This is a genomic window from Aequorivita capsosiphonis DSM 23843, assembly GCF_000429125.1.
Lineage (GTDB): Bacteria > Bacteroidota > Bacteroidia > Flavobacteriales > Flavobacteriaceae > Aequorivita > Aequorivita capsosiphonis.
This window is the reverse complement of sequence record NZ_AUBG01000015.1, coordinates 94,908-118,857: the sequence shown is the minus strand read 5'-3', so window position 1 is coordinate 118,857 and position 23,950 is coordinate 94,908. Positions and strand designations below refer to the sequence as shown.

18 protein-coding genes are annotated in these 23,950 nt (G+C 34.5%); 16 read left to right on the top strand and 2 right to left on the bottom strand.

From position 1 onward, the window contains the following. Positions 1 to 31 precede the first annotated feature (31 nt). The 9 genes from rfbD (at position 32) to G440_RS0113620 (ending at position 12,471) form a co-directional block, all read left to right on the top strand. Positions 32 to 889, top strand: coding sequence for a dTDP-4-dehydrorhamnose reductase (gene rfbD / locus G440_RS0113660; protein WP_026451823.1), 858 nt, complete (start codon positions 32 to 34; stop codon positions 887 to 889). Positions 890 to 904: 15 nt separating this feature from the next. Then, positions 905 to 1,888, top strand: a complete 984-nt coding sequence (locus G440_RS0113655; protein WP_026451822.1) for a hypothetical protein — start codon at positions 905 to 907, stop codon at positions 1,886 to 1,888. After that, the gene (wecB, locus tag G440_RS0113650) at positions 1,885 to 3,009 is read left to right on the top strand and encodes a non-hydrolyzing UDP-N-acetylglucosamine 2-epimerase (protein ID WP_026451821.1); all 1,125 of its coding nucleotides are present in this window, start codon (positions 1,885 to 1,887) and stop codon (positions 3,007 to 3,009) included. The genes G440_RS0113655 and wecB overlap by 4 nt, the downstream gene beginning before the upstream one ends. 1 nt (position 3,010) lies before the next feature. Then, positions 3,011 to 4,222 carry a UDP-N-acetyl-D-mannosamine dehydrogenase gene (gene wecC, locus G440_RS0113645; RefSeq protein WP_034259569.1) on the top strand — a complete coding sequence of 404 codons (1,212 nt, stop codon included), beginning with the start codon at positions 3,011 to 3,013 and terminating at the stop codon, positions 4,220 to 4,222. Between the two features lie 27 nt (positions 4,223 to 4,249). Next, positions 4,250 to 5,452, top strand: a complete 1,203-nt coding sequence (locus G440_RS0113640) for a glycosyltransferase (protein ID WP_084426795.1) — start codon at positions 4,250 to 4,252, stop codon at positions 5,450 to 5,452. Positions 5,453 to 5,457: 5 nt separating this feature from the next. Then, positions 5,458 to 6,762, top strand: coding sequence for an MOP flippase family protein (locus tag G440_RS20020; protein WP_051285379.1), 1,305 nt, complete (start codon positions 5,458 to 5,460; stop codon positions 6,760 to 6,762). A gap of 60 nt (positions 6,763 to 6,822) precedes the next feature. After that, positions 6,823 to 9,609, top strand: coding sequence for an MGH1-like glycoside hydrolase domain-containing protein (locus G440_RS0113630; RefSeq protein WP_026451818.1), 2,787 nt, complete (start codon positions 6,823 to 6,825; stop codon positions 9,607 to 9,609). Positions 9,610 to 9,770: 161 nt separating this feature from the next. Then, entirely contained in the window at positions 9,771 to 11,111 is a 1,341-nt protein-coding gene (locus tag G440_RS0113625; protein WP_211228199.1) for an MBOAT family O-acyltransferase, read from the top strand. Next, a complete protein-coding gene (locus G440_RS0113620) occupies positions 11,071 to 12,471 on the top strand; it encodes a hypothetical protein (RefSeq protein ID WP_026451816.1) in 1,401 nt (466 codons plus the stop codon). The genes G440_RS0113625 and G440_RS0113620 overlap by 41 nt, the downstream gene beginning before the upstream one ends. A gap of 140 nt (positions 12,472 to 12,611) precedes the next feature. On the opposite strand, the gene G440_RS0113615 is transcribed toward G440_RS0113620, so the two are convergent. Further along, entirely contained in the window at positions 12,612 to 13,559 is a 948-nt protein-coding gene (locus G440_RS0113615; RefSeq protein ID WP_026451815.1) for a T9SS type A sorting domain-containing protein, read from the bottom strand. 63 nt (positions 13,560 to 13,622) lie between these two features. Then, complete coding sequence (locus G440_RS0113610; RefSeq protein ID WP_169718962.1) at positions 13,623 to 15,449, bottom strand: heparinase II/III domain-containing protein; 1,827 nt, start codon at positions 15,447 to 15,449, stop codon at positions 13,623 to 13,625. 195 nt (positions 15,450 to 15,644) lie between these two features. On the opposite strand from G440_RS0113610, the gene G440_RS0113605 reads away from it, so the two are divergent. From G440_RS0113605 to G440_RS0113575, 7 genes are all read left to right on the top strand, one after another. Beyond that, positions 15,645 to 16,721 (top strand): hypothetical protein, encoded by a 1,077-nt coding sequence (locus G440_RS0113605; protein ID WP_157417991.1) that lies wholly within the window; start codon positions 15,645 to 15,647, stop codon positions 16,719 to 16,721. Then, complete coding sequence (locus G440_RS0113600) at positions 16,711 to 17,712, top strand: glycosyltransferase family protein (protein ID WP_157417989.1); 1,002 nt, start codon at positions 16,711 to 16,713, stop codon at positions 17,710 to 17,712. The genes G440_RS0113605 and G440_RS0113600 overlap by 11 nt, the downstream gene beginning before the upstream one ends. Further along, entirely contained in the window at positions 17,678 to 18,919 is a 1,242-nt protein-coding gene (locus G440_RS0113595) for an O-antigen ligase family protein (protein ID WP_026451811.1), read from the top strand. The genes G440_RS0113600 and G440_RS0113595 overlap by 35 nt, the downstream gene beginning before the upstream one ends. A 28-nt stretch (positions 18,920 to 18,947) precedes the next feature. Continuing rightward, on the top strand, positions 18,948 to 19,985 hold the full coding sequence (locus G440_RS0113590) for a glycosyltransferase family 4 protein (RefSeq protein ID WP_169718961.1): 1,038 nt from the start codon (positions 18,948 to 18,950) through the stop codon (positions 19,983 to 19,985). A gap of 39 nt (positions 19,986 to 20,024) precedes the next feature. Next, positions 20,025 to 21,494: an IPT/TIG domain-containing protein gene (locus G440_RS0113585; protein ID WP_157417987.1), complete on the top strand. Its 1,470-nt coding sequence runs from the start codon at positions 20,025 to 20,027 to the stop codon at positions 21,492 to 21,494. Between the two features lie 39 nt (positions 21,495 to 21,533). Next, entirely contained in the window at positions 21,534 to 22,292 is a 759-nt protein-coding gene (locus G440_RS0113580; protein WP_034259592.1) for a WecB/TagA/CpsF family glycosyltransferase, read from the top strand. Positions 22,293 to 22,685: 393 nt separating this feature from the next. After that, a complete protein-coding gene (locus G440_RS0113575) occupies positions 22,686 to 23,906 on the top strand; it encodes an O-antigen ligase family protein (RefSeq protein ID WP_026451807.1) in 1,221 nt (406 codons plus the stop codon). Positions 23,907 to 23,950 lie beyond the last annotated feature (44 nt).

The window sequence follows — 23,950 nt, the reverse complement described above, 5'->3', positions numbered from 1 at the left end:
AAAAGTCCTCCTTCGGGGATTTAGGGTATTTATGAAAAAAATACTGGTAACAGGCGCAAACGGACAATTGGGAAGATGCATAAAAGATGCGGCAGCCGATTTCCCCGACCTTGAGTTTGTTTTTGTTTCAAAAGAAGAATTGGATATTGAAAACGCGGCTGGCCTAACAGATTTCTTCACACGAAATAACTTTTCCCATTGTATAAATACCGCTGCATACACCAACGTTGAAAAAGCGGAAAGCGAACAGAAACAAGCCTTTGCAATAAACGCTGAAGCAGTAAAAAATTTGGCTTTAACTTGTAAAGAAAATGACGTTGTATTGCTTCATATCTCCACAGATTACGTTTTTGACGGTGAGAAAAAATCGCCTTACCTAGAAACAGATAAAACCAATCCCATTAATGTTTACGGGGCTTCTAAGTTAAAAGGGGAAGAATATATTCAAGAAATATGTAATAAGTTTTTTATACTTCGCACTTCGTGGCTGTATTCGCAATACGGGCATAATTTTTTAAAAACCATTTTAAAATATTCCCGAGAAGGGAAACCGCTCACCATTACCACAGAGCAAACAGGAACGCCCACAAATGCCAATGATCTTGCAAGGGCGCTATTACAGATTGTTGAACAAGATTCGGCAAATTATGGCGTTTATCACTTCAGCAACAGGGGTGAAACTACGTGGTATGGCTTTGCGGAGGAGATACTTAGGCAGTCGGAAAAATTAAAAGAGGCAAGTCTTGCAAAAACGAACCAATACCGTACTTTTGCCGCAAGGCCGGAATATAGTATTTTGGACAATACAAAAGTTGAAAAAATGTTTACATTATCTATCCTGGGTTGGAAAGAAAGTTTGGAAACAGTAATTAAATACCGAATTGGTTAATCAATAGCATTTATTATGGCAGAAAACAATCAAGATGAAATAGATTTGGGTCATCTTTTTGGTAAGATTACTGATCTCTTTAAATCCTTTATAAGGCTTCTTTTTTTGGTCATTACTTTTTTTGTAAAGTACATTATCGTTATTGTCGTTTTAATCATAGTTGGAGTGGTTGTTGGCTACTATATGGATAAAAACGAGACGGAGGTATATAACAACGAACTCATAGTAATTCCCAATTTTGAGAGCACGCAATATTTTTATGATAAAGTAAACACTCTTTCTATAAAAATAAAGAACCAAGATACTGTTTTTACTAAGAAAATTTTTGGCCCTAACTATAGGGATTTGAAAAGAATTGAAGCAGAGCCTATTGTAGATATATATAGGCTAGCATCGGGAAGTCGTGAACGTGTTGACCTTTTCAAGGCTTTAACAGAAAAACAGGGTATTCAAGATTATTTAAAGGATCCACAGGTCTTTCAGTATTTTAAATATCAACATTTAACTTTAAAGATTAGGGGTAAAGCACATTCTCAAGAAATAGTAGATGCCGCAATAAACTACCTTAATGACAATTCTCATTATGAGCAATATAAAGAGGTGGGAAGCAAAAATACACAGGTTCGCATAGAATCTTCAGAACAGATGCTTTCCCAAATAGACAGTCTGTTAAAAACTGCCGCTGAAATGCAGAAAGGCAAGCAAAATTTCCCAACTGTTGCGGTAAACGATAATAGTCAACTTAATGATCTTTTGAAGACCAAGACAGATTTAACCTACGGTCTTTTACAGCTGAATAAACAGTTAATAGATGAACAGCAAATCGTAAAAGTCGCTGCAGCGAATTATAACGTTTCGGACGATTCGGGTATTCATATAAGCAGAAAAGTAAAATATCCGATACTTCTAATTTTGATATTTTCAGGATTTTTCCTGGTTATGAATCTTTATAGAAGAATGAAGGATATTGCTGAAACCCATGAGAAAACGAATTCATGAAGAAAAAAAATCTCATTGTCTTTGGAACAAGACCTGAAGCCATAAAAATGGCGCCATTAGTTCAAGCTTTTTTAAAAAATGATAAATTCGAAACAAAAGTCTGCGTTACCGCCCAACATCGTGAAATGTTGGACCAAGTACTTGACTTCTTTGAAATAGTTCCCGATTACGATTTGGATCTTATGCGTCCAAACCAAAATCTTTATACATTGACAGCCACCATAATCGAAAACATGAAACCTGTCCTTGATGAGGTAAAACCAGATTATGTTTATGTTCACGGCGATACTACCACCTCGATGGCTGTAGGTATTGCAGCATTTTATAGTGGCGCCAAAATATGTCACGTGGAAGCTGGCTTGCGAACTTTTGATAGACAATATCCCTTTCCAGAGGAATTTAATAGACAGCTCACCGGGAAGATTGCAGATTTCCATTTTTCACCTACGGAGCTTTCCAAAAATAATCTTTTGGCCGAAAACACCAAAGAAGAAAATATTTTAGTGACCGGAAATACGGTTATCGACGCGCTTCTCTATGGAATTGAAAAAGTAAATGCTGAAAATTTTAAAGACGAAGAAATTGAGAATTTAAAAAACATCTTGAACTTTCAGAATAAAATAATACTTGTAACCGGCCATAGACGTGAAAATCACGGGGAAGGACTTATTAATATTTGTGCTGCTCTAAAAACAATAGCTCAAAATCATACAGATGTACAGATAATCTATCCTGTCCATTTAAATCCAAATGTTGTTGGCCCAGTAAACGATTTGCTTAGCGGCGTTGTAAATATCCATCTTGTCTCGCCTTTGGCATATCCTGCTTTTATTTGGTTGATGGAAAAGTCATATTTAATCATTACGGATAGCGGTGGTATTCAAGAGGAAGCACCAAGTTTAGGAAAACCGGTATTAGTAACCCGTACAACCACTGAACGTCCAGAAGCTGTTGATGAAGGAACTGTACTTTTGGTGGGAACGGATAAGGCTAGAATTGTAGCTGAAACCGAAAGATTATTAAATGATACGGAGTATTATAATGCGATGAGCATGTTGCATAATCCGTATGGCGATGGAAAGACTTCAGAACGGATCGTAAATTTTATTGAACAACTATAACATGGAAAATAAACCCTCAGTGGTAATGATGGGGCTTGGCTATATTGGCTTGCCAACAGCTGCATTAATAGCGAGCAAAGGATTGAATGTAACTGGCGTAGATATTTCTTCACGCGTTGTAAATACCATAAATGAAGGAAAAATTCACATTGTGGAGCCAGAACTTGACGGACTTGTCCATCATGTAGTTAAGCAAGGCTATTTAAAAGCATCGACAAAGTCGGTGATGGCAGATATTTACCTGATAGCTGTCCCAACCCCTTTTAGAGAAAATCACGTGCCAGACCTCTCTTATGTTGAAAGTGCCGTTAAAAATATAATTCCTACCCTTCAAAAAGGAGCTTTAGTTATTTTGGAGTCCACGAGTCCCGTTGGAACAACCCATAAGATGCAAGAGATTATTTTTAAGGAACGTCCTGAATTAAAAGGTGAAATCTTTATTGCATACTGTCCAGAACGCGTATTACCTGGGAACGTAATTTACGAACTGGAACAAAATGATCGTGCTATTGGCGGAATTGACGAAGCTTCTACTGAAAAAGCGGTTAACTTCTACAAACATTTTGTTAAGGGAGAATTACATAAAACCAATTCGCAGACTGCTGAAATGTGCAAATTGGTTGAAAACTCATCCCGTGACGTGCAGATAGCTTTTGCAAATGAGCTTTCTATGATTTGCGATAAAGCAAATATCAACGTTTGGGAATTGATTCGTTTAGCAAATAAACATCCCAGAGTGAATATTTTGCAACCCGGAACTGGTGTTGGCGGCCACTGTATTGCTGTTGATCCTTGGTTTATAGTATCTGAATTTCCTGAGGAGTCAAAAATAATTCGTTCCGCTAGAGAAATCAATAATTACAAAACAGAGTGGGCCATTGAAAAAGTGAAAAATGCAGCACTTCAATTTAAAATAGAACAGGGTCGTGATGCCGTTATAGCTTGTATGGGACTTGCTTTTAAACCGAATATTGATGATTTAAGAGAATCCCCAGCGCTGCACGTTGCCGAACAATTAAAAACAGATGGCTTTAATATTTTGTTTGTTGAGCCAAATCTAAAATCTCACGACAAATTCAATATTACGAGTCCAACAGAAGCTAAAGAGACATGTGATATTATGGTCTTTTTAGTGGCACATAATGAGTTTAAAGGTTTGAAAATCGAATCCCAAATTCAAGTTTTGGATTTTTGTGGAATTTTAAACAAGTAGCTAGTAAATTAATAAAATAGAAATACGATGAAAATACTATTTGTAAACCCACACTTAAAGATGGGAGGAATAGCGAATTCATTGTATAATCTGTTGTTAGAACTTCATAAAGACAATCAGCTCTCCCTAGAATTAGTCTGTTTTAATCCATATTTTGGTGAAAAATTTAGCGATCTCAACAATAAAGTCAAGATACATTCGCCCTTTTTTCTGAAATGCTTATTCATTAATTTTAAAGAGGCCAAAGAAAACCTTCCGTGGTATCTTTTGGTGGTGTATTTACTAGTTAAGCTAGTGTCAAGGGGCATAGGCACTAAGTTCAGTAGAAAAATTTCTATGAAGTTTCTGTACGGCAGTTGGAACAAAAAAACCAACTATGATGCTGCCATTTCTTTTTCCAACGACATTCCTAAAACTAAAGCAGTGATGGGAGCAAATGATTTTGTGCAAATCTCTGTAAAAGCGAAACAGAAAATAGCTTGGATTCATAATGATCTTGATAAGTTAGGTTTTACAAGAGGTTATATATTAGAGCACTACAGTAATTTTGATAAAGTAGTTTCTGTTTCAAAAAGTTGTAAAGACGATTTTGATACTTTCGCACCCGAGTTTTTAGAGAAATCATATTTAGTTCATAATTTTATTGATCCTAAAATTATTATTGATAAAGGGAATGGCTTAAACCCATATTCAGCCGAAGAAAATAGCATCATTTTTGTTACCGTTGCACGGATCGAAAACAATCAAAAACGGATTGATAGAATTCTAAAAGTTGCCAAAGAACTCAAAGAAAAGCAATACTCCTTTAAATGGTACATTATTGGAGATGGTCCTGATTTGGAATCACTAAAAACCCAAGCAACATCATATAACTTAAAAGATTATATGGTTTTTGAAGGATTCCAACAAAACCCTTACCCTTACATAAAGAACGCTGACTGTTTTGTATTGTCTTCTGCCTATGAAGCTCAAGGAATGGTTTTAAGCGAGGCCATTATGCTTAACACACCAGTAATTGTTACCGACTTTCCGGCAGCCAAGGAGTTTGTAAAAGAGAACATCAACGGAAAGATTGTAGGTAATAACACAAAATCAATATTAAGTGGTGTTGAAGCATTTTTACAAAACCCAGAAACTCTTGTGAAACTTAGGAAACAAATGGAAAGCCAAAGTACCAGCATAGTGAAAGATGATAGTATTAAGGAATTTAAGTCAATGCTAACTATTTAAAATAGATGGATCCAATAAGAGGCAGCGTAATAAAAGGGGTGAAATGGACTACCTTGGGCACCATGGGTGTTGCAATATGCTCGCTTTTAAGGTTGTCGATTATGGCCCGCTTTCTGGATAAAACCGACTTTGGGCTCATGGCCCTAACGCTTTTCATTTTGGGTATTATCAATCTTTTTATGGATATGGGCTTAACTTCAGCGATATTTCATAAACAGGATATTTCCAAAAACGAATACTCCAGTCTTTACTGGATAAATCTGATTTTTGGCGTTGTTGTCTTTGGAATTATTTTTTTTGTATCGCCATATATCGCTTCATTTTATAATGAGCCCTTATTATCACAACTTATTATTATCATGGCTTTGGCCGTTTTGGCAGCAGCACTTGGAGGCCAATTTAAAACCATTGAACATAAAAAACTCAACTTTCGTATCATTGCTATTGTTGAATTAACCAGTTCAATTATTTCCCTGGGCCTTGCTATTCTTCTTGCATATTATGGATTTGGTATATATGCTTTAATATTTTCAGCTTTGTTTCAATATGCGGTGCCAAATCTGTTTTTTTGGATTCGAGGAGTCTTATTAAACCCTGTACGTTTTCACTTTAACCTAGGTGAAGCCATCCCATTTTTAAAAATCGGTATCTATGAAGTGGGAAGCCAGTTTGTAAATTACTTTAATCGCGATCTGGATATTATTGTTATTGGAAAACTATTTAGTACGGAGCTATTAGGAGGCTATAGCTTAGCAAAACAACTGGTTTATAAACCTGCCCAGATCATCAATCCAATAATTACAAAAATTGCCAATCCATTGTTGGCAAAATTTCAGACAGATATCACAGTACTTAAAAGGAATTATTTGAAATTAATTAACATTATTTCATCGTTAAACTTTTTTGTATACTTGGGAATTATAATTTTTGCACCATTAATTGTTTCCATATTGTATGGGCCAAAATATGAAAGCGTTGTAGTATTGGTACGTATCTTGTCGCTATATATGTATCTTCGAAGTTTAGGTAACCCCATTGGAAGCTTGGTAATAGCAACAGGACGAACTAATCTCTCCTTCTATTGGAATTTGTTCTCCATGGCTATTATGGCCATATTTGTATTTTTGGGTAGTGCGATTTCCATTCAGGCCGTTGCTTGGGCAGTTACTATAGGATTTTTGTTTTTATTTGTACCCAATTGGTGGTTTTTGGTAAAAAGGATGACTGGAGCAAGTCTAACAGAATTTTCTCTTGCCGTTATACCCAAGCTTTATATTAAGGAGATTAAGCAAATGATTTCAAAAAAATAGGGCTATTTATAACTTGTTTCAACGCCATTTTGAAGTAAGATCAATCAAATTTGATAAGACATGAAAAGTATATTTAGGATTTCAGGATTAGTTATTTCAATTGTCGTGCTGTCCTTGTTTATCAGTTCTTGTATCGAAAAGGAGAGAGAACATGCTAACCTTATTGGTGAAGGCTCTCATGATTTAAGCCTTTCGCAGTGGGGTCCATATACCAAAAAATATGTTGGAATTTCACATATTCCCGATACGCAAGAAGGCCTTCGTTTTGACCTTGCTGTTTTTCCTTCGTTTTATAATAAAGCTATTGCTCCGCCCGATGTTTTAAAAACATCAAATTTTCATCCGTGGGAAGCCGCTCCCAATCTAGATTATTTTTCGTACCGCCATGAGCTGGAATGGAAAGATAAGGTGTATTCAGATATAGCTTATGCAAAAATTGATGCCAACGCAAGTGCGATAAAAATGACCAGCGTTAATAATACGGATTCAATTCAAAATCTTACGATGCATTTAATGGCTTCTATGCACTTTCCTCCGTTAGCGCCTCACAAACCAGAAGTACCCTTGAATTATGCGATAGTTAACCTACCTGAAAATGCAATCTGGGTGGATGCTTTGGATTATGAGACCTTTACTTTTAAAAATCCTTGGGTTAAAGATCAATTGGTTCCCGACGGAATGCTGCGAGGGGAAGTTCGGGAAAACGGACTTATAAACGGAAGTGGTATTGGGAAGGGATTTGGAAAGAAAACGGGCGATCTGGTTACGTATAAATTTACAGTTCCAGAAAATATAAAGAATGCTGTACTAGCTATTCGATATAAAACAGAAAAAGAGGAAAGTGCAAAACTGCAATTAAGCGGTATAGTAAATACTGAAGTTAAACTTCCCGCATCCACCTCCCTCAATATGATTAAAATACCTATTGGCGAAATACAAAATGGAGAATTTCAACTCAATGTGGAATCCAAATCAAGATCTCCGCTAATTATCGATGGATATGCTATAGTATCGCAAGATGATTTTGATTTAATTACCATCGAACCGGTTAAATGGAATAGCGTCCCAGAAATAATTAAAGGACCAACTTCCAATACCATAATTCTAAAATACGAGAATACAGATACTTACTATGGAGTGTATTGGGACTATCCCGATTTTAAAACTGCAGAATGGTTTGCAAAGGATCTGCCTAACAACTTCAACGAACAGCTCAATGCCTCGGAAGAAAATAAGTTTTATGGAGATAAAGGAGGACATTTTACCGATGCCGCACTTCAAACCATAAAATTGGATCCCAATACATCCAAAACTATTAATGCAATGGTTTGTTCAGGGAACTTGGAAGAAGTGAAATCCAGATTGGAAGGTGTAGGCAAGTTGAATTATGATACGATTTTCACCACTGCCAAAAATGAATTATATAAGTACAATACTGTTCCTGAAGGAGAGAAATATTTATTTAGTCAAAAAAGAATGGCTGCCACAACAATATCAAATGTGGTTTATCCCATCTATACGCAACATCAATACATTCGGCATCATGCGCCAGGGCGTAAGTGGGATTGCTTATATACTTGGGATTCCGGATTTATAGGGATTGGTCTTACGCAATTAGATTTACAGCGTGGAACCGAAAATCTCAATGCTTATTTAACAGGTCCTGAGGAGCAATCGGCTTTTATACATCACGGTACGCCGCTTCCGGTGCAGATTTATTTATTTCAAGAATTGTGGAACAAAAACCAATCTGATAAATTTTTAAAAGAAGAATACCCCAGATTGAAGCGGTATTACGATTTTTTAATCGGAAACACGAGCACCTCTAGCACTCGAAACCTGGATTCTGGTCTTATTCGAACTTGGGATTATTTTTATAACTCTGGAGGCTGGGATGATTATCCGCCACAAAAATATATGCACGATAATAAAATGACTAAGATAACGGCTCCGGTAGTTAGTTCTGCTCATATGATTCGCGTTGCTAAAATCCTAAAAATTGCTGCCGAGGCACTGAATAATTCGGAAGATGTAATTGGATATAACGAAGACATTAAAAGCCTCTCCGCTGCCTTAAACGACTATTCGTGGGATGAAGAAAGTGGTTACTATGGCTACGTACTACATTCAGGTTCTGGGAAGCCAGAAGAAATTTTAAAATATGAAGATTCCATTAATTATAATATGGGCTTGGGCGGTGTTTCGCCATTGATAGCCGGAATTGGTACTAAAGACCAAATCGAGAAAACCTTGTCTCACCTTAAAACAAAAGGAGAGCTATGGTCTGATGTTGGGTTGTCAACGGTAGATCAATCTGCCCCTTATTTTAATAAAACGGGTTATTGGAACGGCCGCGTTTGGATGCCCCATCAATGGTTTTACTGGAAAGCGATGCTCGATTTGGGAGAGGCTGATTTTGCCCATAAAATTGCCACAACAGCACTAGATGTATGGAAACGGGAAACGGAAAGAACCTATAATTCCTATGAAAGTTTTTCCATTGAAACCAAGGGAGGAAAGGGCTGGTATCAGTTTAGTGGCCTTTCGGCACCAGTTTTAGCGTGGTTTAATTCCTATTACCAAGTAGGAAACCTTACTGCAGGTTATGATGTTTGGATTAAAAAGCAAAAATTCAATAAAGATTATACAAAATTAGAGGCAAGCTTAAAAGTGATGGATCACGCCGATAAGCCTTTTTCACTAATAGCCTGTCTTAACCCCGATTACTCCTATGATGTTTATTGGAATGACCAAAAGGTCTTGCATAAAGAATTTAATAAGGGAACTTTGAGTATTACAATTCAAAATAAATCTGAATCTGGTATTTTGCGGATACAAATGAAATAGATGGTATAATTTTTAGATCATTAAAAACTAACAAATAATGAACAATGTTATTTAATTCCTTCTCTTTTTTAATATTCCTTCCAGTAGTGTTGTTGTTGTATTTGATCACTCCTAAAAAATTTAGGTGGTTATTATTACTTGTTGCCAGTTACTATTTTTATATGAGCTGGAATGCGACCTATGCATTGCTTATCGCTTTCTCAACTCTTGTAACTTACTTCAGTGGAATTTTAATTTATAAAGCGCCCACGGCGAAAGGGAAGCGACTTGTGGTGGCACTAAGTTTTATAACCAATTTATCCATTCTTTTCTTTTATAAATACTTCAACTTCTTTTCAAAAACAATTGAGGATAGCTTTGCGATAATAGGATTAAACATCGATGCACCTATCTTAGATCTCTTGCTTCCAGTAGGGATTTCGTTTTATACTTTTCAAGCCTTGAGTTATACTATGGATGTGTATAGGGGCGAAATTAAGCCTGAAAGACATATAGGTATTTACGCGCTCTTTGTTTCTTATTTCCCACAATTGGTCGCTGGGCCCATTGAGCGATCCAAGCATTTATTACCCCAACTTAGGAATTTTTCACAACTTAAATATGAAAATTTAAGGTCGGGGATGCTTTTGATCTTATGGGGATTTTTCAAGAAAATGGTAATTGCAGATAGAATTGCAATTTTGGTAAATACCGTGTATGATGATCCTGGAAAATATACCGGAATTGAAACCTCTGCGGCGGTACTTCTTTTTTCATTTCAAATTTTTTGTGATTTTTCGGCATACACAGATATAGCACGGGGGGTTGCCAGGCTGATGGGAATAGACCTGATGAAGAATTTTGACAGTCCTTATTTTTCAAAAAATATCACAGAATTTTGGAGAAGATGGCATATTTCGCTTTCCACTTGGTTTAGGGATTACCTGTACATTCCTCTTGGAGGAAGCCGTAAAGGAAAGAACAGAACGTATTGGAACTTATTTTTTGTCTTTTTGGTCAGTGGTCTATGGCACGGGGCTTCTATGAATTTTGTTATTTGGGGCGCTATGCACGGTTTAATAATTGTATTGGAAAAACTATATTACAAACGGACCTCTTGGTTTTTTTCGATTAAAAGAGACGCTTCTTTTAGCGTTAAATTGTTTAGGGGGCTATTCACCTTTACTTTGGTTACCTTTTTGTGGATTTTCTTTAGGGCAGATACTTTTTCCGACTCCTTGATTGTTATTAAAAACCTTTTTGATTGGGACATGACAAGGGTGTTCAATGGCGAATTGTATAATCTGGGACTAACTTCTGGCCAATTATATCTAAGTATCTTTTTTATAGGTATTATGTTGTTGGTGGAATATTATAACTCATTTGTTACCAATCCCATTGTTTTATTGCTGAAACAACATATTGTCTTTAGATGGTCAGTTTACATAATTATAATTTTAACTATTTTAATTTTCGGAGCCTATGGCGGCGAGCAGCAACAATTTATTTACTTTCAGTTTTAAGCTGGTCCTTTTTCTTTTTGTTTTAGGCGCACTTATCTGGTCTTTTTTGATTCCTTATGCACCTGATGTAGGGAAAGATCGTCGTTATGCTTACACATTAAATACTTTTAACAAAGAAGAAAATGCGGATAGTTATGACATTGGTTTTTTTGGAAATTCATATTCCTTTACGGCTTATGATCCTACGATAATTAAAAATAAATTGGGTCTAAATGCCATTCATCTTAACTCCGGTTCCCAATTGATTGAAACATCATTAATTGTTGCAAGGGAAGCACTGAAAAAGAATAAATTAAAATATGTCTTTTTTGAAGTTTCTGGTGGAAGTCTTCGCAAACCGCCTAAAGGAAATAAAGATTATTGGTATTACCAGACTATTGCCCTACAAGAGATACCTCTTTCAGTCAATAAGCTTTTGCACGTGAAGGACTATTTTCCCATAAAGGATTTTCCAGAATACTATGTTTCTTCACTTTCCAAAGATGCAGGTAGGTTTTTAAGGTTGAATGATATAAATAATTATCATTCCCCAGGCGAAAATGAAGCTTTTAAAATGGCTAGTGATAAAGTTTATTTTTCATATAATGGTTTTATAGCTAATAATCAAACCCCAGTAGAAGATGCTGAATTTCAGAAAGAGTTTTATAGAGATGCTTACATCAGTAAAACAAAAGAAGTTTTATGGACTGATGAAATTATAGACCAAACAAAGGATTTTATTCGATTTGCTAAAGAACAAGGCGCAGAGGTTATATTGTTTCAATCCTTAAAAATATATAAAACTTATTATGATGATTCGGCTATTCGAGACATTATTAAAGAATTTGACAATGTAAAATTTTTGAATTTAAATATTGATAGGGATCGGTATTCATTGGACGCAAAAAGTTTTTACAATTCCACACATTTGAATTACAGAGGAAGTTACCAAGTAACTAATAGGTTGGTAGATAGTCTTTCTAAGTGGTATAATATTCCTATTAAAAATAATAAAGGGCTAGACTTTAAAGTTTTTAAAGTCACAGATTACTTTTACAATTTGGAAAAGTCACAAGATAAATTTATAAAACTGACATTTGACAGTATTCCAGAGATTTTAAAAGATCATAAACTCGTAATAGGTGTTTACCCTAAAAACCAAAATTTACTGTCCGATAAATCTAAAGAACGAAAGCGTAAATCAGATGATTTTGTTGTTGATCCTATAACTGATATAATTGATGTAGGCACAGCAAAAGTGATTATCAAAAAGCTAGAAACTAGAATATCCGACAGTTCTTTGGATAAGATAAAAATATATTTTTTTAAAAAGAACGATACGCTGGGGCTTCCTAGTAATGACATTTATAACAATAAATAATTCTTCTATTCAATTGCCTCATATAAATAACGCAGTCTTAAAGTTCGCATCTGGGATATTGACAATTTGAGCATGAGCGATACCGCTTAAAAGGAATAGAGTAATTATGATATGTATCTTCATCTTAAAGAATTTTAATGTTAGGTTTTCAAAACCTTTCTAACTTCGGTTCCTTTATTAGATTGAATTTTTAGATAATATACGCCAGAGGGGAATGATTTAAAATCTATCTTTTCAAAATCGCTAAACAACGTTTTTAATTTCTTTCCAGATATGTTGAAAATGGTTATTTCTTCAATGTTCAAGCTATTCGCACTCTCTATGGTTATAAAGTCTATTACAGGATTAGGATATATTGCTATATTTTGAATTAAGAAATTATCTTCCACCCCTATCATTTCACATTCGGTTTGACCTTCCATTTCAACAAAAGTAGTGGTTGGGTCAATGTCTGTCCAGTTTATGGTGCTATATTCACAATCGTCCACATAAATATAGGGAAGGTTGGGGCTGTTTAGTACAACAAATTCTTGAATCACAGTATTATTACCATTTCTAATATCGACATTCGTTAGAGAGGTATTCTGTCCAAAAAGGCGGACTTCCCTAAGATTTGGGTGATTTGATATATATAGTTCTGGAAATGAATTTTGGCCTGCAGTTAAATACATCAAATTTGTATTTTGACTTAAATCCAAACTTGCGATAAAATTATTGGCGCACGCAAGCTCGGTTAAATTTTGATGTTGGCTTAAATCCAATTCAGTTAATTGATTGTTGTTGACTGTTAAAGCATTAAGACTTGCATTCGGATGCAATGGAATGTGGGAAAATTGATTATTACTGGCATCAAAATATCTTAAGCTTGCAAAATCCTGAAGACCAGTTAGGTCACTAACATTTTTTCCTTGAAGATCGAGCGAGGTAAGATTTGAAATATTACTGGTTAAAACGTAATCGTCCAAAACATCATCTAAGCCTAAAACGATTAATCTTTGTTCAAAGTTATCATCAGGGACATAAGTAGTTTGTGCACATAATGTTAAAAAAGGGATTAAGAATAAAATAAATGTAAATTGATATTTCATAACGTTTGATTAGATTATCAATATACGATAATTATTTAATATGTTTTTTGGCAATTATCTAGTCTATAGTGTTAAGTTATATTTTTTTCCTTTGATAGTGTATTCAATTTCTCCCTCTTGAATATTAATATTGGAAACAGGATATTTATAAGCACTGGATTGAACTTCAATTACAGTAGTTAATTTATTACCCGGTTTTTGAACTTTTATTTGATATATGGGGGTAATTGAGTATTGTATTCTAGATCTATACGATTTTTCTAAAGTAATTTTATCATCATTTGAAAATGATTTTACGATTGCCGAAATATTTTTCGGGAAAGTGATTATGGCGTTATTTTCCGAAACTTGTATATCTGTAGCTTTTTCTCCAAAATTGAATTGCTGGCTTATATTTTTAATGAGATTTGGATATTTTGATTCTGCCCAATCTTGAAGCACTATTACATTTGGTTTTATAAAGTATAATTTACGTTTTACGGTTATAGAATCATACATGGTATGCTCACCCGAAATAATTTCTACGGCATCGCTTTTTGAATATCCAGTTAGTTTGGAATATTGCCCTTTTTTTCCTGGCCAATAATCTTCATTATTTATCGCGATAGAATTATGCGCAAATACTGACATTAAAAAAGGTCTGTGTTCTTTTTCATAACCATAATAACCTTGATCGGTTAAGATATCCATTCCCAAGGTTTGAAAGACAAAGGATAGGTCATCGTTGTGCTTATGAACACGCGAGTAAAAGTTTGCAAATAAAGCAACATAGCTACTATCATTTTTCTGGGTTCTCAATGTTGCAATATTATTTTCAAAATTTACTATTGAGGGTAATCTTTTACCTGCCAAAACATCTAAAATACGTTGGTCGTTACCAAACTCCTCGGCCCGTTGATTGTTAAGTACCTCAATTTGACTATCGCCCCATATTGGAAAAGTAAGGTCTGGTTTCACCAGTTGTAATAAAACGTCGTTTTTTCGTAGTATCTTAAGTTGAAAAGCTGGATTAATATCATCTTCTTCAATAAAGGTTAGAATGGTCTTATTTAGGTTATGATCGAAGATATGATATGTAGTTGAATGCTCCCGCGCAAGACCAGTTGGGTCAATAACTTTGTCCATGTTTTCTATGGTTCGAGTTACAGTGGGATAATATATCTTATCGTAAAATAAAGAATCCGACTTTGTAATCTTTGCCAGGTATAGCAAGCTTCGATCCATCATTAAAGAGTGATTATGAATCCGATAGTTTTTTGGATCCATCATAAAGGTCACATTCAAGGAGAGAGAATTAAAAACTTTCTTGATAAATTTCGTGTCAGGATCATCCTGTTCCAAGTCATTGGCCACGGTTTGCAACATGTGTAAGGTTCTAAAAGCAACAGCGTGGTCATACCAAGTATAATCTGATGTTTTTTCTTCTAGCGATGGATGTTTTTCGATATAATTCAGAATATATTTCTTTGCTTTCTCATGATACGCTTCGATACCATAATCTTGATAGCCGTGGTTAAGAATAGATACAAAAAAGAGTGCTTCATAATAATTTTGCCACGTATTATTGTTTTCTGGATTCTCGGACCAAGTTATTTTTTCGATAGGAATATAGTATGGTTTAAAAGAATGAAGTACGACTATAGAATCCTTCAGAATTAAATCGGCAAATCTTTTGTTTTTTATAGAATCGTAAGGAACTGTTCGAGGAATTTCCTTAAAATTAATTTTTTTTGAAATATCATATAAGCTCAAAGAATAGGAAGTACTGTCGGGTTCAATTTCTATTGACGTATCCTTTAGCTTTTCTATTTTGGTATTATCAGTAACATTTTTGTTACACGAAATAAGTAGTATTAATGGTGTTAAAAGAATATAATAGATTTTCTTCATAGTTTTTTTTTTGACATCAAATTTAAAGGTACTTGTACAATTAAAGTTAAACATTGATAACTATTGTTAATATTAAATTTAGAGTAAATTTGCCGATAGGATTTCGTTAAATATAGTTCTTCTTTCGTGAAAGTAATTTACCAAATTTTATTAGTGTTACTCTTCTTGCTTATCAGCACGGTAAAATATAGCAGCTTGTCGCTAATTATATTGGTTGTTTTGCTGGGGAGTGTTTGGGTTATAGATAAAAAAGGAAAACTACGGGTACCGTCTTATCTATATTTAGCCTCTTTTATCTACCTTTTCTTTTTAGTGATTGGTCTTTTTTACCAGCATAAAAATCCTACCATTGATATTAAGTTTCAATTATATGGATTTCTTTTCTATCTGTTCTTATTAAATGTAAAAAACTTCAATTTCCTTCGATTTCTTTTTATTTTAAATTTTGTTGTTTTTGCAGTGTATATGTTACTTTATATCGGCGTTTTACCCAATTTGTGGAATTCCTCCATATTTGGTTATAGAGGAAGAGTCTATGGGCCTGCAATCATTCCAATTGTTTTAATTGCTTTTTACTACCTGATAAAAAGAAGACCACTGGACTTAGCTTTGGGGCTTTCTTTTTTGATTGCCATGCCTTATATCATACTCACTACAAACCTGATGAACATGGTAATTGCCGCAGTGCTGTTATTTTTGATTATTGCCAATTTTAAAAAAATATTCAAACCTGCTTATATAGTTATTAGTTTTTTAATTATTGTTTCCAGTATTGCATTTTTTAATTCAGACCTCGCTCCGCCTTTAATAAAGGAAAAACTTCCTTATGTTCTTAAACCGTGGGAATATGCCAGTTTAAAAATACGGATTGACGATCTTAGAAAAGCAACGAGCTCTGAAGATTTCGGTATTCTGCAAATGGTATTTGGAGAAGGATTTGGAGCTAGTACTACAATCTACCGAGAAAATGAAAAAGTGCAAGCCTTTAGTAGCTTTTTTACTTTTCAGGAAATTGATAATGGGTTTTATTACTTGTATCACCGTGGTGGATATCTATTATTATTTCTGTTTTTTATACTTCATTTATATCTCTATTTAAAACTGCCAACGTTAAGATCAAAACTTGGTTTTGTTTTTTTGGTTGTATTTACAAACCTTCTTTCTATTCATTATTTCAATAACGTTTTCTATCTATTAGTCCCGTTCTTAATACTTGAAACAACAAACTCAAAAAGAAATGAGGATTATAAAAAACTATCTTATGAAGAATAGTTTATATATAATCCCCAATCTTAAAAAAGTCTCCGGTGGGCCAAATACTCGAATCAATTCTTTCAAAAGTATTTTCGAGGCTAAGGGAAATTTTGTCTTTTATAAAAATAGTAAGCTAAAGACTATCTTTAAAAGCACCGATATAGCTTATGTTGAATCGGCTACAAACCGTATTTCACTTATAGATATTCCGAGTCTTTTTTTATTAAGAATGCGTTCAAAGAAAACAATTGTTTTTATTCGAGATATTTATATTGAATTGTTTCCAGAGGAATATAATTCTGTAAGAGGCAAGATTACATATACCGTCAACAAGCTGAGCAATTTTTACCTAACTTGGATTTCTACCTCTATGGTCTTTCCCACCAAGGAAATGGGAGCGGTTTTTTTTGAAAAGAATAAGTTTTTCCCAAAACGGCCCTATACAGATCTGCCGCCTGGAACGCATAACATTACAGAGAAACGGATACCCGTTAGCTTTTCTAAAAAACTTGGCATTCTCTATCTTGGAAGTTTGGGCTATACAAATTCAGGCTATCAGAATTTTATCGACTTTGCCGAAACTTATAAAAATGAATACAATTTCTTTATTCTTTCGGGAGATAAGGATTTAAAAGAGAAAGTCACGGCGACGCATATAAATCTGGACAAAGTGCCTAGAAATGAAATTCCGCAGTTTATTGCAGAAAATAATATTGCCTATGCTTTCCATACGCGTCCTAGAAATATGTATGACGATCTTACGTTTCCTATTAAAGTATTCGATTTTTTAAGCTTTCAGCTTCCGTTTTTTACCGAAGCCCACGTTCCTTTAAAAAATCTGTTAGGCAACGATTATCCACTTTTTGCATCTTTTGAAAACAAAGCGGAAATCCATCGTAAAATAAAAATGATTCAGCCTCAGGAATATCAAGAATTAGTGGACTTGCTTAAAGAGATAGCCCTTAACAATACGTATGATAAAAGGTATAAAAAGTTACTGGAACAATAAATCGCCCTGGAGGAAATTTTTTGAGGCCGGCACCTACTTATTTGTTGCAACCTTGCCGCTATGGGATAATTTAAACACCATCTTACTTTGGGTTTTTGTGGCTTCCTCTATTTTTCTACTAAAGCCTAAAGAACGACTAGAAAACATTAAAAGGAATAAGACAGCGTTTTATGGCTTGCTGGCATTGTACTTGTTGTTTGTTGTAGGCTGGTTCTTTTCATCAGATACCAAGGTGGCTTTGCGCGGTATGGAACGTACCTTGACCTTAGTCTTGATACCATTAATTATTTTATCTCATAAGCGTGAAGATTTTAATCTGAAGAAAATTTATGTTTCATTCGGAATAGGACTCTTTATTGGGATGGTCATTTGCTGGGTGGTTATCATTGAATCCATTTTAACGAACGCGACGCCCTGGGTGCAAGCCGGATATTTTTTTAAATGGGTCTATAATAGTTGGAATGCCGTAAAACCCTTAGGTGGTCATCCCAGTTACTTTGCCGTAATGTTGGTGCTCTTTATCGTTGGGCTAGTGCGGATGCCCGAGTTCCGCAACTTGCGAAGAAACAAACTAAAGTTCGCACTCTTGTTGGCGCCCTTTTTTCTTTTTTTGATTGAAACCAGCAGTAGAATTGGAGTAATCTGTCTCGTTCTTATTCTTGCTGTCACCATTTTAAAAAAGCTGGAAATTAAGAGAATATTTTATGTGATAGGTTTATTTGTGGCTCTCGCTCTATTTTCAATAAAATTTGACTTTTTGGGATCAAAAATGGCCACTATTGTGGACACCGAGGGAAATATAACCCTGGATAGATATGATAGATGGGGTGTAATTTTTTCTGATTTCAAAGAACGTGGAAACTGGATTTTTGGTGTGGGTACTGGCGATGCACATTCACTCTACAATATAGCCTATAGTAAAGGTGGGTTTATGATTGCTTTGAAAAATCATTATAATGCCCATAATCAATATTTGGAGTTTTTAGTTTCCAATGGTCTTTTGGGTCTTTTGGTTTTTTTAATGGTAATCCTCATATTTTTTCGAAAAACAAAACTGAAGGGCGAGGCATTAAGCTTTTATATAATACTAGTTTTGTTTTCGGGTTCAGAAAGCATTTTTGGTATAAGCAAAGGGGTGTTTATATTTTCCTTTTTTTATGCCCTTTTTATTCTTTGGTATTCAAAGCAAACGGTACATGACAACTAAAAAGCAACGATTATTCCTCATATCAAATATGTATCCATCCACAGAAAATGTGCGGTATGGTATTTTTGTGAAGAATTTTGAAAACGCGGTTTCAGGTTTTTTTCAGGTTGAAAAAGTGGTGCTTACCAAAAAGCATTCCTTGGTCTCAAAGTTTTTAGGCTATTTAAAATTATATTTTCAAATAGCGCAGCTCTATTTTAAATGCGGAAAAAATGATTTGGTATATGTACACTTTCCGTTACATGTGGCGCCAGCGCTGCTTCCATTTTGGTTGCTAAACAGAAAAGTAATATTGAATTTTCACGGTAGTGATCTTATCTTCAACAGTACTTTTAAAAAAGCCTTATCTTTTTTCTTAATACCCGGTTTGAAAAAGTCGCACATTGTTTTACCTTCAAATTATTACAAAGAGAAGCTAATGTCACAATTCGATGTTTCTTCTTCAAAATTGCTAGTCTACCCTTCTGGAGGGATTAACAACGAAGTGTTTTCGCCAAGCCGTAGTGAGAAAATTGAGAATTCCAATTTTGTAATAGGTTTTGTATCAAACTTTATAGAAGGAAAAGGATGGCGTATTTTTTTGGATGCCCTTAAAAAAATAAAAGAAGAAAAAGCCATTAACAACTTTGAAATACTCATTGTTGGCGATGGACCGGACAAGCAAGAAATTTTAACTATACTAGCTGGAATCAATAATAAATTTGAAATCATTTCGAATATCTCACAAAAAGAGCTTGCAGCTCTTTACAATAGGATGGATGTTTTTATTTTTCCTACCTATCGCGAAGAAGAAAGTCTGGGACTCGTAGGCTTAGAGGCATTGGCTTGTGGAACTCCAGTTATTGCCAGTAAAACAGGTGGTCCTTTGGGATATGTAGAAGATGGAGTCAATGGATTTCTTTTTGACAAAAAAGATGATGAAATGCTAAAAGAAAAAATTCTTGTTTTTCATGCCTTGCCCCATAATGAGAAAGTTGTGATGAAAAAAAATGCGATCAATACTGCTAAAAACTATGATTCCGTGACGGTAAATAAACAGCTTGTGGCATTTTTAAAAAATTTGTAAATTTAAAAGCAACCTAATTCTTTTAAAACACCTTGAGAAATGAAATCACTTTTCACATATTTAACGATGATCCTCTTGGTAATTGGATGCTCCAGTAATGATGAAAATCCTACCCAGGATACTCCAAAAAGTCTTATTATTACTAGTTATTCTCCCATAGCTGCAATGGCTGGGGATGAAATAACTTTTGTAGGAGAGAATATTGATGTCTCAAAAGAATATACTGTTATTTTCAATGGAATTACTTCAGAGAATGTACAAAACTTTCCTTCAGAAATTAAAGCAATTGTTCCTCAAAATGCCACCACTGGCGAAATCATTATAAAATATGATAACAAAAGTTTAACCGTTGGTGAGCTTGAAATAACTGAGGAGCTTCCGTTAATAATTACAAGTTTTTCCCCTACTACTGCCTCTCCAGGAGATGATATAATCTTTATAGGTGAAAATATTGATCTAGAAATTACTTATACGATTTGGTTCAATGGAATTGAAAGCGAAACTACAAGTGTTACTGAAACTGAAATTGTTGCCCGAATTCCCGAAGGAGCTACCTCGGGCGAGATAAAAATTTCCTATCAAGATTTAACTCTAAGCGTTGGATCTATTGAAATTATAGAAGAACTTGATAAGTTATATGGTTATTTGTCTGTTGATGGAGGAGATTGTGAAGTTTTAAAAATATACAATTTAGATATTAATTCTGGCGTATTGATGGATGAAATCGGAGATTTTTGGAATTCAGGTTGTACTGAAGTATATTCCTCAAACTTTTACAGGGGGGCAAATATTTTTGTGTTCACTTATGGTGAACGTTGGACGCAAGGGGAACCTTATTATAAAAAAGCTTCCATTATAAATCTCTACTCTGGTTATCACGGAATTTGGTTTTTAAGTGACGCCGCAGATTTTGATTCAAGTATCTTAGCGGCTAATGATAATAAAATATTCTATATATATCGCTATTACGATGGTATTGATGATATTTATGAAATAAGGTCTGCCAATTTAGATCATTCCGATGTGTCAACGCTTTATGAATTTCCCACAGATTTTATCTATGATATAAAAAATTCAGGATTTCTACCTTCAACAAATGAGCTGGTTTTCTTTACAAAAAACGAATTAGATCAACCTATTTTTATGAAGCTTAATGTAGAAACTTCAACTCTCACTAGTTATAATATTTCTGAAACCTATTCCAGTATTTTTATAACAAAAACAGAAAGAATATTTGGAGTAAAATCTTTAGGGGGAGACGAGCATGAAATTGTTGAGATTGATAAATCTTCGGGAAATATTTTATCGTCTTTAGCGATTATTCCGACAAGAGAAGTTCAAAATATAGATTATTCCCTTTCTTCCAATAGTATTTTTGCGTTACTTAGTCAATCTCGCAATAACCAATATCTTTATAAATTAAATCTTAATGATGACACATCCTCAACCATCTTATTAGATGAACAAAATACTCATAAAGATTTTTACGGAATCTATTTAAACGATTAGTTTTTTATAAATACTATCTTTGCTCGCTAAAAATTGATTGTGAGTAATCCACAACGGATAAAAATCCTAAACACCACCATTGATAACTTATCAATGAAGGAAACACTTGCCCTGGTGCAGGAAAAAATACAAACTGGTGAACAATTGCACCATGTAGTGGTAAATGCAGGAAAAGTAGTTTCCATGCAAAAGGATTTAGAACTGCGCAACAGTGTAAACCAATGCAGTATTATAAATGCAGACGGCCAGGCAGTAGTTTGGGCTTCAAAATTTTTAGGAAAACCTCTTAAAGAGCGCGTTGCGGGAATAGATTTAATGGCCGGTCTCGTGGAAATGGCATATAAAAATAACAACAAGATATTTTTATTTGGCGCTAAAGAAGAGGTAGTAAAAGCTGTAGTGGGAAAATACTCCGAAATCTACAATCCAGAAATTATTGCAGGCTATAGGAATGGTTACTTCTCTCCTTCCGAAGAAGAAGAAATTGCACAACAAATTGCAAACAGTGGTACGCAGATGCTTTTTGTTGCAATCACTTCACCTATTAAAGAAAATTTTCTTTATAAATATCGTGACATACTAAAAAACGTAAACCTAATAATGGGTGTGGGAGGCAGTTTTGATGTAGTTGCAGGAAAAACAAAACGCGCACCGACCTGGATGCAAAATGCTGGCTTAGAGTGGTTCTACCGTTTCGCCCAAGAACCACGACGTATGTGGAAACGCTACTTAGTTGGTAACTCAAAGTTTATCTTTTTAGTTTTAAAAGAACGTTTCAAAATAGAGGTTAAGGCCTAAATTTCATCAATTTTTCTAACGTCTACTGGCTAAAAGACCACAGACCTACCTAGCCGGCAGGCAAGGCCACAGAGAGCACAAAAATTCGTGAGATTTACATTTTATATTTGGAAATTTTGTTTGGAAATTGGTTCTGGTGATTTGAAATTTTTATTTTTGAATACTGAATACTGAATACTGAATACTGAATACTGAATACTGAATACTGAATACTGAATACTGAATACTGAATACTGAATACTGAATACTGAATACTGAATACTGAATACTGAACACTGAACACTGAATACTGAACACTGCCTGACTCTCACATCTAATATCTCACATCTAAAGTCTAATATTTCCCAAGAGTTTTCTATCTTCCCCTAAAATTTAAAAAAGATACTAAAAACAATGAGGATACTGCTTTCTGCCATATATCCCTATACTTTTTTACTGCTCTACTTTATCATTCCTTTTGACAATTATATAAGAGCGCTTCCCAATATACTATTGGCAATCTTGGTAATTGCATTTCCGTTTATTGTAAAAAAGTCAGATTTTAAAAAGCTAAAATCACTACCGATTGCTATATTTTTTGGTCTTTTTGCATATCTCTGTATTAATTCATTTATTGCAGGACGATGGTCAGAAGATTTTTACGTCATCAAAAAAGTGCTGATTGCAGTAGGTTTGGCAATTCTCTATATTCCGGTAGCGGATATAAGGAAAATAAACAGTGCTATCATTTTTTCATCTTTGGCGGCAATTGTTTTTTCAGTCTATAATTTTGTGATTATTACGGATGCCACTGGAAGCGTTGCACTAGGTGAATCTCCACAGGTTATAGAATCTTTATTGATAGATCGGCTTTACCTAGGGCTTTTGAGTGTCTTTAGCATTTTGATTTCATTTCAAGCAATTAAGAAAAAATACCATCCCAATAACAATTACTATTTAGCGAACATCCTGATAAATGCTGTGTTTATCATTTTAATCGCTTCGAAAATAGCTATGGTTGCGTTATTTGTGTTGTTATTAATTAAGCAGTTTTATGGCCAACGAAAGATTTGGAAGTTTATAATTGCTATTGGCGCAGTCGTAGTTGTTAGTGGATTGTTTGTTGTTCTTAAAAATGAAAGGAGCACTCAATTTAGCCAAAGAATTCAGGAAAACCCACCTTCATTTATTGCAAACTCAATGACTTATGAATTGCGTGCAGTAGTTTGGGAATGTGCCGAAAGCATTATAAACCAAGAAGGCTTTATGCTCTCGGGAATCGGGTTTAATACCACAAAGGAGAAACTTGTTTCTTGTTATGAAACTCAAATTTCCAATCCTAAAAAACAGGAGAAATTTGTTTCTGAGCGATACAATACCCATAGCCAGTTTTTGGACTTTTATATAAGCGCAGGTTTTATTGCTCTTTTACTTTTTTTACTTTTTATAGGGTTGAGCTTTATTTCAAACAGAAAACAATTTTTTCCGACAGCGATGTTGGCAATATTGATAATGTATTGTTTAGTTGAAAACCTATTTAACCGGCAGATTGGGGCGTATTATGTAGGTTTTATTTTGATTGCATTAATGACGAGTGTTAAAACCACGGAAAACAACGAGATAAAAGAGATATAAAGAGAATTGCAAATTGTACTTTTGCAAACGTTAAATTAAAAAGA

Bases quoted from the DNA above. Each gene is read 5' to 3' on its own strand.
- G440_RS0113655 (WP_026451822.1), top strand. From the start codon at position 905: ATGGCAGAAAACAATCAAGATGAAATAGATTTGGGTCATCTTTTTGGT.
- G440_RS0113585 (WP_157417987.1), top strand. From the start codon at position 20,025: ATGAAATCACTTTTCACATATTTAACGATGATCCTCTTGGTAATTGGA.
- G440_RS0113620 (WP_026451816.1), top strand. From the start codon at position 11,071: ATGGCGGCGAGCAGCAACAATTTATTTACTTTCAGTTTTAAGCTGGTC.
- G440_RS0113625 (WP_211228199.1), top strand. From the start codon at position 9,771: ATGAGCTGGAATGCGACCTATGCATTGCTTATCGCTTTCTCAACTCTT.
- rfbD (WP_026451823.1), top strand. From the start codon at position 32: ATGAAAAAAATACTGGTAACAGGCGCAAACGGACAATTGGGAAGATGC.
- G440_RS0113600 (WP_157417989.1), top strand. From the start codon at position 16,711: ATGAAGAATAGTTTATATATAATCCCCAATCTTAAAAAAGTCTCCGGT.
- G440_RS20020 (WP_051285379.1), top strand. From the start codon at position 5,458: ATGGATCCAATAAGAGGCAGCGTAATAAAAGGGGTGAAATGGACTACC.
- G440_RS0113590 (WP_169718961.1), top strand. From the start codon at position 18,948: ATGTATCCATCCACAGAAAATGTGCGGTATGGTATTTTTGTGAAGAAT.
- wecB (WP_026451821.1), top strand. From the start codon at position 1,885: ATGAAGAAAAAAAATCTCATTGTCTTTGGAACAAGACCTGAAGCCATA.
- G440_RS0113640 (WP_084426795.1), top strand. From the start codon at position 4,250: ATGAAAATACTATTTGTAAACCCACACTTAAAGATGGGAGGAATAGCG.
- G440_RS0113595 (WP_026451811.1), top strand. From the start codon at position 17,678: ATGATAAAAGGTATAAAAAGTTACTGGAACAATAAATCGCCCTGGAGG.
- G440_RS0113610 (WP_169718962.1), bottom strand. From the start codon at position 15,449: ATGAAGAAAATCTATTATATTCTTTTAACACCATTAATACTACTTATT.
- G440_RS0113615 (WP_026451815.1), bottom strand. From the start codon at position 13,559: ATGAAATATCAATTTACATTTATTTTATTCTTAATCCCTTTTTTAACA.
- wecC (WP_034259569.1), top strand. From the start codon at position 3,011: ATGGAAAATAAACCCTCAGTGGTAATGATGGGGCTTGGCTATATTGGC.
- G440_RS0113575 (WP_026451807.1), top strand. From the start codon at position 22,686: ATGAGGATACTGCTTTCTGCCATATATCCCTATACTTTTTTACTGCTC.
- G440_RS0113630 (WP_026451818.1), top strand. From the start codon at position 6,823: ATGAAAAGTATATTTAGGATTTCAGGATTAGTTATTTCAATTGTCGTG.